The sequence below is a fragment of the Spirosoma arboris genome (genome assembly GCF_009754945.1).
Classification (GTDB): Bacteria; Bacteroidota; Bacteroidia; order Cytophagales; family Spirosomataceae; genus Spirosoma; species Spirosoma arboris.
Genome location: NZ_WPIN01000005.1, coordinates 73,967 through 91,380, shown reverse-complemented (window position 1 = coordinate 91,380; position 17,414 = coordinate 73,967). Strand labels below are relative to the sequence as shown.

Annotated in this window: 8 protein-coding genes; all 8 read right to left on the bottom strand. The window is 45.5% G+C overall.

The window, feature by feature from the left end; all coding sequences use genetic code 11:
• Positions 1-122: 122 nt before the first annotated feature.
• The gene (locus tag GO755_RS14490) at positions 123-3,422 is read right to left on the bottom strand and encodes a S41 family peptidase (RefSeq protein ID WP_157585894.1); all 3,300 of its coding nucleotides are present in this window, start codon (positions 3,420-3,422) and stop codon (positions 123-125) included.
• Between the two features lie 331 nt (positions 3,423-3,753).
• On the bottom strand, positions 3,754-5,019 hold the full coding sequence (locus GO755_RS14485) for an exo-beta-N-acetylmuramidase NamZ family protein (protein WP_394351028.1): 1,266 nt from the start codon (positions 5,017-5,019) through the stop codon (positions 3,754-3,756).
• 148 nt (positions 5,020-5,167) lie between these two features.
• Entirely contained in the window at positions 5,168-8,512 is a 3,345-nt protein-coding gene (locus tag GO755_RS14480; RefSeq protein WP_198174837.1) for a leucine-rich repeat domain-containing protein, read from the bottom strand.
• 119 nt (positions 8,513-8,631) lie between these two features.
• Positions 8,632-8,907, bottom strand: a complete 276-nt coding sequence (locus GO755_RS14475; protein WP_157585891.1) for a permease prefix domain 2-containing transporter — start codon at positions 8,905-8,907, stop codon at positions 8,632-8,634.
• A gap of 56 nt (positions 8,908-8,963) precedes the next feature.
• A complete protein-coding gene (locus GO755_RS14470; RefSeq protein WP_157585890.1) occupies positions 8,964-11,585 on the bottom strand; it encodes an ABC transporter permease in 2,622 nt (873 codons plus the stop codon).
• Between the two features lie 49 nt (positions 11,586-11,634).
• Positions 11,635-12,003 carry a glycoside hydrolase gene (locus tag GO755_RS14465; RefSeq protein ID WP_157585889.1) on the bottom strand — a complete coding sequence of 123 codons (369 nt, stop codon included), beginning with the start codon at positions 12,001-12,003 and terminating at the stop codon, positions 11,635-11,637.
• Between the two features lie 20 nt (positions 12,004-12,023).
• Positions 12,024-14,672 (bottom strand): ABC transporter permease, encoded by a 2,649-nt coding sequence (locus GO755_RS14460; protein ID WP_227686961.1) that lies wholly within the window; start codon positions 14,670-14,672, stop codon positions 12,024-12,026.
• 75 nt (positions 14,673-14,747) lie between these two features.
• Positions 14,748-17,384: an ABC transporter permease gene (locus GO755_RS14455; protein ID WP_157585888.1), complete on the bottom strand. Its 2,637-nt coding sequence runs from the start codon at positions 17,382-17,384 to the stop codon at positions 14,748-14,750.
• Positions 17,385-17,414: the final 30 nt, after the last annotated feature.

Genomic DNA, 17,414 nt, shown 5'->3' with positions numbered 1-17,414 from the left:
AATGTCTTTAAACTTTTGACCCCATCAGGGTCGCACTATGAACCTGTTTTAGCTTTTATACTTCAGGGAATCTTAGCGTTCTCTGCGGTTTTAAAAGGTTAAACAGACCTAATGGGTATTCATCAGTTCCCGCTTACGTTCGCCGTTCGTTTTTTGAGTAATTCGTCAACTGCCTGGCCTAACTGCTGATCCTTACCTTTCGCAATTACGCCCGGTTCATTCTGCACTTTTACATCCGGTTCCAACTGCGTATTCTCCATGTATTTGCCGTCATTGGTAATCATGCCTACCTGCGGAATGCCAAAGACCAACGTCGGGTCGATCTGGGTTTCCCACCAGACAGCGGTTCCGGTTCCTGGTACTGGCATCCCCACGATTTTGCCCAGGTTGTTGGCCCGGTAGGCGTAGGGGAACATGTGTGCATCCGAATAGTTGCTCTCACTAACCAGCACCACCGAAGGCTTGATCCATTTTCGCATAGGTTCGTGGCCACCTTTCTGACCGCGGGGTACCATCTCAATGTATTTCTGACCGCTGAGTAGCGTGGCCAGATCGTCGTGGAGCCAGCCCCCTCCATTGAAACGCGTATCGATGATCACCGACTCTTTATCGGCACATTTACCCAATACTTCTTCATAAACCGTGCGATAGCTGGCATCATTCATCCCCCGAACGTGTACATAGCCAACCTTGCCACCCGACAGTTCGTCGGTTTCTTTCCGGCGCATCTGCACCCACCGGTGGTAGCGAAGCTCATTTTCTTCGGTCAGCGTGATCGGTTTGAGTGTTTCTTCCCAGCGTGTGTTTGTCGTTGGGTTGTAGAGCGAGAGCAGGGTATTTTTGTCGGCCTTGCGGTTGAGCAGCTGGTAATAATCTATCGAAGCCAGTACAGGCGCCCCGTCGATCTGCTCGATAATCACGCCCGGTTTGATTTTCGATGCTGCCCGATCCAGTGGGCCTTTTTTCATGACCTCGGTAATTTTCAAGCCGTCGCCCGCGTAGGCCTGGTCGTAAAAAAGACCCAATGAAGCCGTTGCGTCCATATTGAGTTGTGGATGCGCGTAGCGGCAACCTGTGTGTGAGGCATTCAGCTCGCCCAGCATCTCGCTCAGCAGTTCGGCAAAGTCGCGGTTGTTGCTGATGTACGGCAGGAATTTTTTGTACTCCGTGTAATAATCGGCCCAGTTAACCCCGTGAAGATCCGTGACGTAGAATTTCTCGCGAACCTGCCGCCAGGCATGGTCGAAAATGTACGCTTTTTCAGGTTGATAGCTCAGCATCATCTCCCCATTGATGGTAACCGGCTCTTTCTTGCCCGATTCGGCGTCGATCTTACTGATGCCCTTTTCCGACATGACAAACAGCGACTTGCCGTCTTTACTCAGGACAAGTTCCGTACCGGCATCTTTGGCCAGAATTTTGGTTTCTTTCGTCCGCAATTCCGTCACCCACAGGTCCGATGTCTTTTCGAAGCGAGCTAAATAGTATAATTTTTCTCCATCTTTCGAGAGTACCATATCCGCCAGTCGCGAGGAGTGAATGGTAAGTCGTAGCTTACGATCTTCGATTCCGTCAAGGTCGAGTTTGATGGTCGAATCGGCTTTCTGGACCACAGCGGCCAGAGTCGGTTTGCCGTTGGCCAGTGTATCCGCTTTTTTGCCTTTTTTGCTGGGCTGCTCTTTTTTCTCTTTTTCGTCGTCCTCTTCTTTTTTCTCCCGCTCTTTGGCCAGACTTGCATCGTCTTTGCTTAAGCGAAATCGATCGAAACCATCTTTGCTGAAAAACATGGCATACACATCGCTCTCTCCGCCCCAACTGCCGTGGTTTTTCATCCCATCGCGGTCCGCTTCCATGATAAAGGCCTTACCACCCATTACCCATTTGGCGCGAGCCTCATTATAACCGCTCTGAGTCAGGTTCACCACCGGCGATTTGCCACTGGCAGCCACTAAGCCAACGTCGCTGGTGAAGATGCTGGTGGGAGCAAAGTCAACCAGAAACCATTTGCCATCTGGCGACCAGGCGTAATGTTGATCGCCATCGGAGTACGAATAATTTTTATCGGCTGGAAGCACTGTCCGAGTGGCTTTCGTGGCCAAATTGAACACTTTCAGCACAACCCGCGCTTCCAGATAGGCTATCTCCTTGCCATCGGGTGAATATTCGGGCTGAAACTCTTCGGCCTGGGTAGCAACAACTGGCTTCTCGTTTAATACCGTAGCCGCGTAGAAATACGGCTCTTCCTTGCGGACAATGCTCGTTTCATACACATTCCAGTTATTCTGGCGCTCGGCAGCATACAGAATCGACCGTCCATTGGGACTAAAGCTTACTGAACGTTCCTGTTCGGGTGTATTGGTAACGCGTTTGGTGATACCCCCTTCCACCGACGTCACGAATACCTCACCCCGCGAGATGAACGCAATTTCTTTTCCATTGGGCGAGAGCGCCATGTCGGTAGCCCCAGTATTGACTGGTACGATTTTGCCGCTGGTCAGTCGTCCATCATTCATAATCTGGATGTTGACCAGTTTGGGTTGTTCGCCTGGTGTGAGCGTATAAATTTCTCCATCGAAGCCAAAACAAAGTGTACCCGTTTGCGAGCTGCTCAGGAACCGGACCGGGTGCTTATGAAAGCTGGTCAGTTGTTTGGTACTGGTCGGGTTGTTCAGCGCGAAAGAGTGGACATTGAATGAACCGGTTTGTTCACTCAGGTAATAAACCGTCTGGCCGTCAGTCGATAAAACTGGGTTGCGGTCTTCCCCTGCGAAGTTGGTCAGTTGCGTGTGTTTGGCTGAAGGAACATCGTAAACCCACAAATCGCGCGTAATTGAGGAGACGTGGTGTTTGCGCCAGGCGTCCTCATAGCCTTTCATGTCCTGATAAACCAGTTGCTTACCATCGCTGCTGAACCGGGCCAGTTCAGCTGGCGTGGTCAATTCCATGCGCGTCCGGCCCCCGCTTGTCGGTACGCTATAAAGCTCACCCAGCAACCCTAAAGGAAATTGAGCGTTTTTCGCATCGTCCGTACGAGCCGACGAAAAAATAATCCGTTGATTATCCGCCGTAAAATCACTGGGTAAATCATTTCCGGAGTGGAACGTCAAGCGTTTGGCCTCTCCGCCCGTTGCGGGCATCACAAAGACATCGAAATTGCCGTAGCGGTCGGAGGCAAAGGCAATGGATTTACCATCGTGCGACCAGACTGGCATAAAATCGTGGCTTTCGTGAATGGTTAGGGGAAGGGCTTGTCCGCCCGTTGTCGCTACCCGGTACAGGTCGCCCTGATAACTGAAAACGATTGTCTGCCCATCGGGTGAAATAGCGGGATACCGCATCCAGAGAGGTTTCTGCGCAAAAGCGACAGAGCAAACGGCCGTGATTAGTACCACCGTTCGTAGGAAGGTAGATAAACAAGTCATGCAGGTATTGTTTTGGATTAAAAAAGGAATTGACATTAAACAAAGATATAACACCAGCCTTTGGCGTACCTATCCCGTTTGGGACAAAAGCTATAACATTCAGGACAGGCTCCGCTGATGGTAATCAATTCAACCGGGCAATGAGTAATCGAATCAATCAGGCAGCTGATTGGCAATTAGTAGTAAGCTGCTTATTACGAATTTGTCGTCTCGTACTATACCTGCTGTTGTGGTCAGGAGTTTGACAACATCGCAAGGGCAACAAAAAGAAGATGGGCTTTGTAGGGCTGGATCAGTGTAAAACGAGACCATTACTGGGCTCAGCAAAGCATTATGGGTATAGTAAATACTTCTTCCGCATTTGCTTGTAAGCCGATAATCCAGGCTCCCAGCTTTGGCGAATTTCCTTTTCGGAGACGCCCGCAATGATTTGCTTTCTAAGCGCATCGTTACCGCTCCGGTAGTCGAAATTGCCGATTTGTTTACTATAACTCGTGTCAAAAAAACGGGCTTTGTCGGGATAGGCTTTGTATAACTCCATCAGCCAGTGCAGATTGAGTTGCTTCGTTTTTCGTAGGAGATTGGTGTCATATTTCCGTAGATCAAGTCCGTAGCACTCTTCGTCCTGGTGCAGGGGCGTTTCGCTCATGCCTTTGAGACTAACGGGTTTAAACGAAAACGAATAAATTCCCTTCAGTGCAGGCGCTCCTAAAACAGTGAAAGGCATATAGGTGCCTCGTCCCTGGCTGATGATCGTCCCCTCGAACCAGCAGGTGCTTGGATACAGCATAATGGATTGCTGCGTATTCAGGTTGGGCGAGGGCAGAATCGGTAACGTATAGGGTGTATCGTGCGTGTAGTTGGCTAGCTTAATGATTTTTAGTTTGCACGGATTCGTTTTGGTGACCCCACCCCATCCTTCACCATTAATCATCTGGGCAAATTCAGCAATGGTGCAACCGTGTGTAATGGGAATTGGATGCATCCCAATGCCCGAATAAAGATGTTTTTCTAGAATCGGGCCATCCACAATAAAGCCATTCGGATTTGGCCGATCCAGAATCATCAGCTCTTTATTGTTTTCGGCGCAGGCTTCCATTACGTGGTTGAGCGTATTGATGTAGGTGTAAAACCGACAGCCCACATCCTGAATATCGAAAATCATCAGGTCGATATTCGCTAATTGTTCTTTTGACGGTTTCCTGTTTTTGCCATAGAGCGAAACAACGGGAATGCCCGTTTTCTCATCGACAGCGTCGTCGACCTTAGCACCGTTACTGGCGTTCCCCCGAAATCCATGTTCAGGGCCAAAAATGCTTACAATATTTACTCCCAGACTCACCAGACTATCGACACTGGGTTTGCTACCAATGATGGACGTTTGGTTAACGACCATCCCAATCCGTTTGCCTTTAAGATAAGGTAAGTAGGCAGAAATCTGATCGGCCCCTGTGATGATCTTTTTATCCGTTTTTATGGGCGCGATTATGGTAACATCAAAACCAGTCGTGAATGCAGAACGAACTGGATCGACCAGTGGACAAATAAAGCTAAGAATAAATGGGAGTAAAACGAGCGAAACGATTTTCATGCAGATGCAGTGTTGCTATTGTAAAGTAGCAAGTTGCTGATAAAAGCGTTTATGTACAAGTATAGACAAGGCATGCCTTATCTATACTCTGAAAATCAATGGTTGACAGCACAACCCCAATGGCCAATACGCCCAACATTATGAATAGGGGAAGCTATAAATGCTTCTCCAACTGATTGATAACATCCAGAAACCCATCCTGAATATTAGTCCAGCTTTTTATAGGGCGAGCATCTTTGGGAAACGCCTGAAACTGGCCTAAACAGACATACATTTCTTTATTGGTTACTGAATTAAATTCTTTTTCCGTTTTGGTAACGGGTTGCAATTCCCATTTACAGGCATCACAAATGACAGGGAAGATTCGGGCTGTTCCTTCTTTAAAGCGACGGTAAGCGGTCGCGATTTCTTTGGAACTTATGTAGTTGGAGGCTAAAAAATTAGCCGTGATCAATAGTAGAAAAATATCAGCCTCTTCCATCGCTTTTTCAATCTGAAGATCCCAAAGACCCGCTTCAATCTGTCGATCGTTCCAGCTTTCAATCAGGTCCTGGTTCTTCAAAGGAGCCAAATGGGTAATTATTTTATTTTTCCATCGTTTTTCATCTTTATGAGAATAGGAAATGAAGATCTTTTTGGGAGAATTTTCCATGTTTTCTGATTGTGTATGATGAGCTAACTTTTCTGAAAAAATACCCTCAAGTAGTTCATTAATGGAAACAGTCTCAAATGGTTTTCGATCACACTCGATGGTTAGTCTTCCGTATTCTTTTCGTTCCAGTAATTTGCTGTACTCATAAAAATGCTTGTCAGGATTAATTTTACAAATAGAACAAACACAGGGAATCATTTTATACCATTTACTTTTCTGGCTGGCTGGGTCACGGCTTACCTGTTTGAAAAAATCGCTATTGATGGAGTCTATGACAAAAGTGATTTTACTCATCAACTCTTTCGGAAATTTGCCCTGCACGCGAACTAGTAACTGCTCGTTATCCCAAGCTTCAGTTATTTCGGCAAACGTGGTGGGACAGTCCATTGTGGTACCATCTATGTTTACGCCCGATTTCCAGACAACCTGCTGATTCTTTTTATCCCGACTTATATGCGGGTGTAAACGGACGATGAGCCGGGTTAGAATACCCTTCGGCATGAAATCATAGCGATAATGAAGCGGCAAATCATGGCGGGGAGTCCAAGTATAATTGTCTGGTGACTCCTTCGTCAGCATTTCTGGAACGATATATTCATGCGTGAAATAATTGTCGACCTGATAGCATAGTTCAAACTGCATCATCAAGGCAAGTAACCTATGGTGTATGCTCGGGTCATAATTCTTTTTTTGCCAGATCGCTGCTAAATCCTTATCCGTAAATTTTCCTTTACTAGCTTTAACCAACGGGCTATCCAATACGGCAAATACTGCATCCGTGGCCCACACATTCTGAAGAATAATAAACTCTTTCAGTGTATAATAATCCTGAAAGTGCAGAAATACACCCAGATCATGGAAAATACTGCTTAATTCCAGTTGCCGTTCATACTCGGCAACTGCATGATCTTGGCAAAGTTGACTGTATTCAGACCAGTAGATATACGGCTTCTGCTGACTAAGACTCTGTAGAGCTTCGCGAATCTTTATCCAGTTTTTGGGCATAGGGAAACCAACTAAGGGTAAGTGTTTTAACTCCATTTCGATCGTGTCTCGGAACTGCTTAAACGCTCTGTCTTGATCGACTTTGTAAGCCGGCGTATTTGGAATCAGGGCATTCAGATCGATACCATAGTCGTTTTTGAGAAAGGCGAAACGCGCCTTTTTAGAGGGTAAATTCACGCTAAATGTTCGTTCATTCTTTTCATTCCGTAACAAGACTACAGGACTGTTTCCTCCCAGCAATTCAACGACTTGCAACCAGTAATTTATGGTTGAATCGTCGTTTCTAAAGCTGTCTTTTCCAGTATCCATCACCAGCACATAGAGTGAGCGGTGCGTTAGAAAAAACTGATGAGTTGACTGATAAATCTGCTGACCACCAAAGTCCCAAGCATGGTAGGTAAATTGTTGAGCTTTATTATCCTGATCATTCATAATAAAGGTAAGGGATTGAATATCAATGCCTCGCGTTGTAGCCTCTTCCGGTGGCAAGACAGATTGCTGCTCAAATAGCTTATACCGCAAAGACGTTTTACCTGCTCGAGGTTGACCGACAATAAGCATTTTAGCTTCATACAAGTAATCTGTCCCCTGTTTTTCTAATTCATCAAAATAATGCAGAATAGCTTGATTGCCTTGTTTTGCAATTTCAATAGGTGGGCTAACTAAATCATTATCGGAAATATTTAATTTACCTTTATAGTCAAATGTTTTTAAGCTAACAAGAAGTGGTTTTTCCTTTTTTAACAGCGGTAATACATGGCTTATGTCTGAAATTCTATTATTTCTTAAATTTAGTATTCTTAAGTTAAGCAAATTTTTTAAAAATGCTATATTCTTAATTTCATTGCTACTTAAGTCTAGCGATTGTAGACTAATTAAGTTTTGAAGAAATTTAATGTCTTTTATTTTATTATAACTCAAGTCAAGGTTCTTTAACTTTACTATGTTTTCAAGATACTTGATATTGGTAATTATATTATTTCTTAAATCTAATGTATGTAGTTTGTTTAAATTTTTAAGAGAACTAACATCTTTAATTTTATTACTGCTTAAATCTACTACTTGTAGATTTATCATTTTATTGAGAATAATGATATCTATAATATCATTATTGCTTAAGTTGAGAGATTCTGTACTAATTAAATATCTTAAAGGTTCAATATTTTTAATAAAATTGTTGCTTAAATTTATTTTTTTTAAGCTGATTAAATTCTGGATAAAATCAATATTTTCAATTCTATTATTCATTAAATATAATTTCTCTAGTTTAGTTAGATTTTTGATTGAGTTAAATTCGGTAATTACATTACTGTTTAAGTATAATACTTGTAATTTAGTTAAATGCTCAAGAAAATTATTGCAAGTAATTTTGTTATGACTTAGAAGTAATACTTGTAGCTGAATGTTATTTCTAAGATGAATAGCATCAGTAATTAAATTGTTGCTTAAATCCAATACACGTAAGTTAGATATATTTACTAAATGACTTATATCCTCAATCTCATTATCCCCTAAATGCAATACTTGTAAATTGACTAAATTTTCAAAAGGCTTAGTGCTAGAAATTTTATTACTACTCAGATAGAGTTTTTTTAAATTAAATAAATTTTTTAACGGTAGTATATTGTTAGAGTATAAAGAATTTTTAATTCCATTGTTTTTGGATTTAACCCATTGGCTAGTTTCATCACTGTAATATACTTTACTTAAGTTTAGCTGCTCTAGCCAAATACAATTAAATAATTCTTCAGGTAATTCTGTGAGGCCGCAATTGCCTAAATCCAAAAACGGATCTTGCGTTTTTCTATTTTCACAGATTAATTCAATAGCTAGCTTACTCATGGCGTAGTTTTTTAAGGGATAGAAACAAAAATAGTCGCTTTTCATCAAGAAGCGACTATATACACTACGATTTTGACTTGCTTTCCATCACTGGTCGTATACATTCCCGCGGCCAGATTTTAGGACGGTTCTTTGGGCGAGATTTCGAAAGGCGATTTTATATGTTGCGTAAGATAATAGGCTAAAAATAAAGGATACTGTTCGCTTGAGTTTCGTTTAGTTAATAGCTGCAGTAATTTCAATACACTCAGGCTATACCGCCAATTCGCCTTACGTACGCCCACCGTCTCAACCCAATAGGTATACAGTTCGAGCAGGTCACCCTGCACTTCTTCGAGCGTGTCAGGGTGACCGAAGTGGTCGAGGAGCCAGGTAGCAAAACGGGGTGGAATCATGGTTTGTCATTGGTAGAGACAGGGAATGCCCTGTCTCTACGGAACAGGAAACGGGTTTATTCTGATCGTAATGATTTCACCGGATTCACCAAGGCTGCCCTGATACTCTGGAAACTGACTGTCAGTAACGTCACTAGCAACGCTCCCGCACCAGCTAATGCAAAAATCCACCAGGCGATATCGGAATGATATTGATACTGCTGCAACCAGTTGTTCATGACGTAATAGGCGGCTGGTGAGGCAATCAGAAACGAAATCACAACCAGAACGACAAAGTCTTTCGAGAGGAGTTGCCACAGATTGAAGACTGAGGCACCCAGCACTTTTCGAACGCCGATCTCTTTGGTACGCTGTTCGGCAACAAACGAAGCTAAGCCAAACAGGCCCAGGCAACTGATAAAAATAGTGAGGATGGCAAACAACGTAGCGAGTTGACTAATACGTTCTTCAGCCCGAAATTTCTCCTCGTGTTCATCGCTGGCAAATTTGTAATCGAATGGGCCGCCGGGGTTGTATTTTCGGAAAACGGGCGCAATTTTAGTAAGCGCTTCGCTGGCACTTACCTGTGGATTGAGCCGAATTGTAATGAAATTTGTCCACTGATAATTCAGCTTGAAAACCGTTTGCTTAACGGGCTCAAAAGGAGAATTCGTTACGAGGTCTTTCACGACGCCAATAATGGTGTACGTCTCACCAGCCCATTTGATTTGTTCCCCGACTGGATGCTTCAGGCCCATGTACTTGATGGCGCTTTCGTTCATGATCAGACCAACGGAGTCGGTCGAGAACGCACGGGAGAAATCGCGGCCCTCTTTGATTTGCCAGCCTACCGTTTTGCCAAAATCATGGGTGCAGGCAACCACGTCAAAATCAACGGGTTGATTGGGGGCTCGGCCTTTCCAGTCTAATCGATAGTCGCCTGAATAAACGCCGGTTGTTGGCATTGATGATTCTGCTAGGTTGCTAACCGCACCGGTTTGCAGCAGGTCATGGCGGATAATATCATAATGCTTAACCAGATCCGGCGTATTCATCCGAATACTCAACAGACCTGCTCGATCATAACCAATGGGTCTGTTTTTGGCATATTGAATCTGCCGGAAAACAATGATAGTGCCGATGATGATAGTGACCGATACCGTAAATTGAACCACTACCAACACTTTGCGGGGCACAGCCGCAAAACGACCAACCCGAAACGTACCCTTTAAGACTTTTATGGGTTGAAAGCCAGACAGATAAAGAGCCGGATAGCTACCCGCAATCAAGCCTGTCAGTAGGCTAAAACTCAGACTAAAGGCCCAAAACAACGGATTGCCCCATAAAATAACCATCTGTTTGTCGGCAATTTCATTGAACCAGGGAAGCGCAAGCTGCACTAGGAGCAACGACAACACAAAGGCCAACGCAACGACCAGAAACGACTCGCTAAAAAACTGACTAATCAATTGACTACGTACCGAACCAACCGCCTTGCGGATACCCACTTCCTTGGCGCGTTTCTCAGAGCGAGCCGTTGATAGATTCATGAAGTTAATGCAGGCCAGCAACAGCACGAAAGCGCCAATGATCCCAAACAGCCAGACAAACTGGATACGTCCCCGAACCGGCACGCCATTTTCCCAGTCTGAATACAAATGCCAGCGACTCATGGGATGCAGGAACACGTTGGGATTGAATTTCGCTTCGTCTTTGGCATGGGTTGCCTTGACGTGGGCGATTTTGGCCGAGATTTTGTCGAAATCGGTGTTGGGCGCAATCTGGACGAGTAACAGAAAAGAGTTTAAAGTCCAGTTATCCTCATCCTGTGCTCGTTTCACCCAGCCCTGATCGGCAACGAATTGCGCCCAAGGACTTAGATAATGCACATCTCTAAACTCCGAATTGGCCGGGAAATCTTCGTAAACGCCAGCCACCTTAACGGCCAGTTGGTTATTGACCTTCACGATCTGGTTCATCGGGTCGGTATCGCCAAAAAGGGCTTTAGCTGTTGACGCAGATAGCACAATAGAAGTAGGGTCGTTTAGGGCAGTCTGCGTACCTTCCAAGAGCTTCAGAGGCAGCAGTTGAAGGAATTCGGGCTCTACATAAGACCCCCTTTTTGTGAATTTATTGGTGTCATGGGCCAGAATCTGTTCACCTGTTCCGTGTGTGAGTACGACCTGACTAAAATCGCTGCCATAGTCGTTTTTTAGCGCCTTTCCCAGCGGAATGGGTATTGCTTCGCTGGTGGACGTTGTTCCATCAACCGTTTGTTGCAGCATGACCTTGGCAATGCGGCTGTGGTTCGAGTTGAATTTGTCGAACGACAACTCGTCGTAAATCCAAAGGCCAATCAGCATGGCTACGGCCATTCCTGCGGCCAGACCGCCAATGTTTATAAACGAATAGACCTTGTTCTTAACGAGGTTTCTTAGTGCGATTTTGACATAGTTGCGAATCATGTTGGGGCTTAAGAAAAAGGGTGAAGGGTACTCTACTAATCGTTTCGATTTGGCCAACGGCCGTAACAACTTCAACGCACTCAGGCAATACCGCCAATTGGCCTTACGTATGCCCACCGTCTCGACCCAATAAGCATACAGTTCTAGCAAATCGCCCTGCACTTCTTCGAGCGTATCGGGGTGACCAAAGGTTTTTAGTAGCCAGGTGATCCAACGCGATGGGGTAGGTTTCATAGCAGGGGCGTAGTTTCAATAGTCAGGCTGATCAATAACCAAATTGGATTTAGTTTTTTGCCCGTTTTAAGGATCCATGCAGTTTCGATCCCTGATAGGTTACAAGTAAGGCAATGGAATCACCTTCGGTATAGTATTTTCCACTATGTGGAATTGGTTGGCCGTCATCATCGGTGATGCTGAAGCTGAAATCAGCCCCGTTAACCTTGCCTTCGGTAAGCGTTTTAGCCGAACCTTCTGCACTTGCCTTGCCGCTGAGTTGACCGCTATTGACCGTAAATTCATACGTAACCGGATAAGTGTTCCCATCGGGCAGGGTAATATTCCCCTGCCATTTTCCATCCAAACCAATCAGGGCTGCGAAACAAAGGAGAGCAGGGAAAATCAGTAGGGCTGTAGCCAGAAATTTATGTTTCATCCTAATTATCAGTTAACTGTTTATTCGTTTGATAAACTTTTTACGGGATTCGCCAAGGCAGCGTTAAGACTTTGATAACCAACTGTTAGCAAGGCAATCACGATGGCTAGCAGGCCTGAACCAGCGAGCACCCACCATTCGACATCAATGCGGTACGCGAACTCCTGCAACCACTGATTCATTGCATACCAGGCAATGGGTGAAGCAATAAGAATGGCAACCAGGAGCAGCCTGAGGAAATCTTTCGAGATCAACGTTACAACACTCATCACCGAAGCCCCCAGTACTTTACGAATGCCAATTTCTTTGGTCCGTTGTTCGGTGGACAGCAGCACAATGGCGAATAAACCCAAACAGGACAAGGCAATGGCAATACCGGCTGCAATGCCATACATTTTCGATAACTGTTCCTCCCTGCGATACCAGCGATCTGTATTTTCATTTAAAAAGGAACCCCAGAATTCCTGCTTTGGCGCAATTTGCTTCCACTCATGCTTAAGTACTTCCATAACGGATACCATACTCTGTGGAGTCACGCGCACCAGTATGTACCTGATTGGGTCGTTCGGTTTCATGTATAGCGTAACGGGCTCCAGCTTATTCCGAAGGTCGTATAAGTGGAAGTCAGGTATGAGTCCTACGATCTGATAGGTAGTATTGTCTGCGCCCGCCTGAAAGAAGGTACCCACTGGATTTTTGACCCCGAGTTGATGAGCCATACTGGTAGTTATTATGACGTTAGAGATGGTGTCCATAGCGTAGGAACCGCTAAATTCCCGACCAGCCAGCAGTTTGATTCCCAGCGTTTTTAGATAATCATAATCTGCTCGAACCCAGTTGGTTCTAATCTCTTTGCCTTTGTGGATGAACCCCATTGTGCTTTTGCTATATCCACCATCGAGACCACTCCCAATGTTAATAGCTGTACCGCTGACGGATACTATATTCGGATTGTTTGCCAGTCGATTCCGTAACCGCTCCAGTGCAAGTGGCCCATTCTGGTTCTGATTTATCGGAATACTAATTACCTGATCTTCATTGAATCCCAACGGTTGGTCGCGCAAATAGTGAATTTGGCGCAGCACAACGAAGGTGCTGGTAATGAGCACACAGGTGATAACGAATTGTAAGATGATGAGGCCATTTCGTAATGAACCGGGTTTGCCCGTTTTGATCTGCCCACGCAGCACCTTGACCGCTGGTAAACGGGCCATCACCCAGGCCGGATACCCTCCTGATATGAACGCAATCAATCCAAAGCCTGCCAGAATAACGGCCCAACTGATCGGATTCGTTAAATAATCCAGTGTCAGCTGGGCATTAAATAGCGTGTTGAAATCGGGGAGGAGCCATATCGCCAAGCCTAGTCCAATTAATAGCGCAATGAAACAGGTTAACAGCGATTCGCTCCACAATTGGGAGAAGAGTTGCACGCGCAATGCGCCCAGCGATTTTCGTACGCCAACTTCCCGCATACGTGTAAATGAACGGGCTAGTGCCAGGTTAATGAAGTTGATACTGGCAATCAGCACAATTAAAAGGCCTATAGTCAGCAGCGTATAGACATACACTTTTCCAGGACTCATTCCCTCCGTGAGTTCGGTATTGAAGTGTACATCCAACAGGGGTTGTAGGCGGAGGCTAAACGCATCGTTCTTCTGTTTCGCCAGCGCTCCATTTTTCGAAAGGTCACGAATGGTTTCCTGAAAATAGGTCTGGGTAAACGATTGTAAGCGCTGTTCCATAGTTACCCGGTCAATATCCGGGCGTAGCTTCACATAAATCAAGTGATTGCCGTTGTGCCAATTGTCTTTGTCTGCTGCATAATTTGGACGATTTTCGGTACGGATAAACGCATCGTAAGTAATGGATGAGGTCGGACGTGCATTTGCCACCACACCCGTCACAATGAATTGCTTCGGTTCGCCAAAATCTTTAACCAGCAATGGCTTGCCTATTGGATTTTCTTTCCCGAAAACGTCTCTGGCCATATCCTCACTAATGACAATATCGCTCAGGTTATTCAGCGCTCGTCTCGCGTCGCCTTGCAGCATTGGGAACGAGAATAGGGTTAATAGATCGGGATCGGCTGTTCGAATATCCTTTTGGTAGTCTTTGCCTTTGTACTGGACGATCCCCGCGGTTTCGGTATATCGGGTTATTTGTTCAATTTCTGGAAACGTCTTTTTTAAGGTCGGGGCCATTGGGTAAGGCATACCACTATTTTTCTGAATGCCTTCGCTCCGGTTCTCAAAAAAATAAGGCCGGAATATTCGATCTGCATCCGCGTTAAAGCGGTCGTAGGATAACTCAATATAGGCTGTTAAGAATAGTAATGTACCAGCCGCAAAAGCAATGGATAAGCCTAGTACGTTAATGAACGTTTGTGTTTTGTGGCGCCAGAGTGTACGCCATCCGACAAGAAGATAGTTTCGTATCATAGCAGGAGCGAGGAAAAAAAGTGAATGATAGTCCAACGAAGATTTCGATTTGGCCAACGGACGCAACAACTTCAACGCGCTCAGGCTATACCGCCAATTAGCCTTTCGTACGCCCACCGTATTGACCCAATAAGCATACAGTTCGAGCAGGTCACCCTGCACTTCTTCCGAAGTATCGGGGTGACCGAAGGTCTTTAGTAGCCAGGTAGCAAAGCGGGGTGGTTTCATAGTGAAGAGTTAAGAATGAAGAATAAGGAGTAGTCATTGGGTTGGGTTCATAAATTATTCTTCACTCTTAACTTTTCACTCCGACCGCAGGGAGGTAACCGGATTCACCAGAGCCGCTCTGACACTCTGGAAACTGACTGTCAGCAACGCAATCACCCCCATCAACAGGCCCGTTATCGCGAATACCCACCACTTGATTTCGACTTTGAATTCGAAATTCTGGAGCCATTGACTCATGGCGTACCAGGCGATGGGGGAGGCAATGACAATGGCAACCAGTATCAGTTTCAGGAAGTCTTTGGAGAGTAGCGTAATGATGCTGCCAACCGATGCGCCCAATACTTTACGAACACCAATTTCCTTGGTGCGTTGCTCTGCCGTGAATGTTGCCAAACCGAACAAACCCAGGCAGGCAATCAGGACGGCCAGGAAGGTAGAGACCTCAATGAGTTGCGCGGTTCTGGTTTCGGATTGGTAGGCCTGCGCCAGTGACTCATCCAGAAAGCTGTAATCAAACACCTGATTTGGGAAGGTGGCTATCCAGGCTTTTTCGATCTGGGCTAATGCTGCCTGTACGGTCTCGGCTGTGGGTTTCTCGCTTTGCAGTTTGATACCGGCCTGATAAAAGTTATTAGGTACAACCTGGATCAGCGTTGGATCGATTTTTTGATGTAATGAGTTGACATTGAAGTTTTTGGTAACCCCAACAATCGTGGCAAACTCTTGCCCATCTCCGTAATACACCCGTTGCCCAATGGCTTCTGCGGGACGACTGATGCCCATCCGATTGATAAATACCTCATTGGCAATAACTTTAAAGGAGGCAGACGATGTGTCGGTATCCTTCAGTTTCTCTCCGGCCAACAATTGAATGCCATAGGTATCCATGTAGTGCGAATCGCCCATTTTCATCTGGGTTTTGATTTGATTGGCTTTGGCACCCTTTCTGTATTCCATACCCTGCATCCAGTTACCTTCTGACGACGCACTGTTGAACGAGAAACTCACGTCCTTAATCTGCGGAGACTCGATGAGCTGATTCCTTAGCGCTTGCAATTTCTCGGGTTTATTATCAGGAAGCCCTACCGTAATGATGGCCGATTTATTGAAGCCCAGATCAGCGTTGTGAAAAAAGGTGAGTTGCTGGTTAATGAGAAAGGCACTGCTGATGAGAACCAGCGAAACGGTAAACTGAACCACCACTAAGCCCTGACGTAGGGTAAACCACTGATTCCCCTGCGGTAACGTATTGTTTTTCAACGCCCAGATTGGCGCCATACCCGACAATCGGAACGCTGGATAAACACCTGCCAGCAGCGTTGTCAGGCTTGCCAACACAAGAGCGAAGAGGGCTGTTTGCCAGGTAAATAGATCGGGGGTTTTTAGGGGTACCACCAGCGTAGTAGCCATGGCCGGAAGCATAATCCAGGCTAAGAGAATAGCGATCAAGACCGCAAAAAATGTAATCAGCCCGGCCTCCGTCAAAAACTGGTAAATCAGCGACCAACGATTACTGCCAACCGCTTTCCGAATGCCCACCTCTTTTGCCCGCTTGAATGCCTGAGCCGTGCTTAAATTGATGAAGTTAAAACAGGCAATCAGCAACACCAGTAAGCCAATGAACGACAGCGTTTTGAGTAAAGGTAAATTGGCCGACCGTCCGCCCAGATTGCTGCCATAATGAATTTCGGATAACGGGTTCAGGTAAAATCGGGTGGCGGCCAGTACGTCCTTACCCATGTATTTGACGACTATATGCTGAAAGCGTCGGGTTAGCTGGTTAGGATTAATGCCATTTTTCAGTAGCACAAACGTCTGAAAACTATCATCCCGGCTATTCCAGGTATTAAAATCAAAATTTGGGTTGATGTTCTTAATTGTAGCGAATGAAATCAGTAGATCGAATGGGAAACTGGTTGTTATCGGATAATCTTCCAGCACACCAGCCACCAGTAAATCCTGCTTATTATCGAACTGAATGGTTTTGCCAAGCACGTCCGTTTTGCCAAAATACTTTTCGGCATACACTCGTGTTAACACCACCGTGTTGGGTTGCGATAGCGCCGTGCGGGGATCGCCTGCTATCCACTGATAGTCGAGTAAATGAAATAACGCATTATCCGCAAACACGAATGATTCTTTGAATCGTTTGTCGGAGTTAGGTACGGCGAACGTATTTCCGCCCCACCTCCGAAGTAGGGGAACAACTAACTCTGCTTCGGGCAGGTCGTTATGTAAGGCGTTTACCATGCCGGTGTATGTACCCGGATGCCTGAACTTGTCTTTAAGGTTTTCGCCTTCAACCCGATACACCCGACTCCCGTTGGAGTGGGACTGGTCGTAGCTGGTTTCATGCCTGACAACCAAAAATATCAGTACCGTACAGGCCATGCCCACAGCCAGACCCGTGATATTAATAAACGAATACCCCTTGCTTTTGGAGAGGTTTCGAAAGGCGATTTTTACATAGTTGCGTATCATAGAAGGGCTTAATAAAAAAGGGTTTGGGTAATCTAATGATGACTTAGGTTTTGCCAGTGGCCGCAACAATTTCAAGGCATTCAGGCTGTATCGCCAGCGCGCTTTTCGCTCGCCCACCGTATCGACCCAATGATCATACAGTTCCAGCAGGTCGCCCTGCACCTCTTCGGAGGTATCAGGATGACCGAACGTTTTTAACAGCCAGGTAGCAAAGCGAGGTGGCGTTTTCATTGTATATGATTTGTAGAGACAGGGCATGCC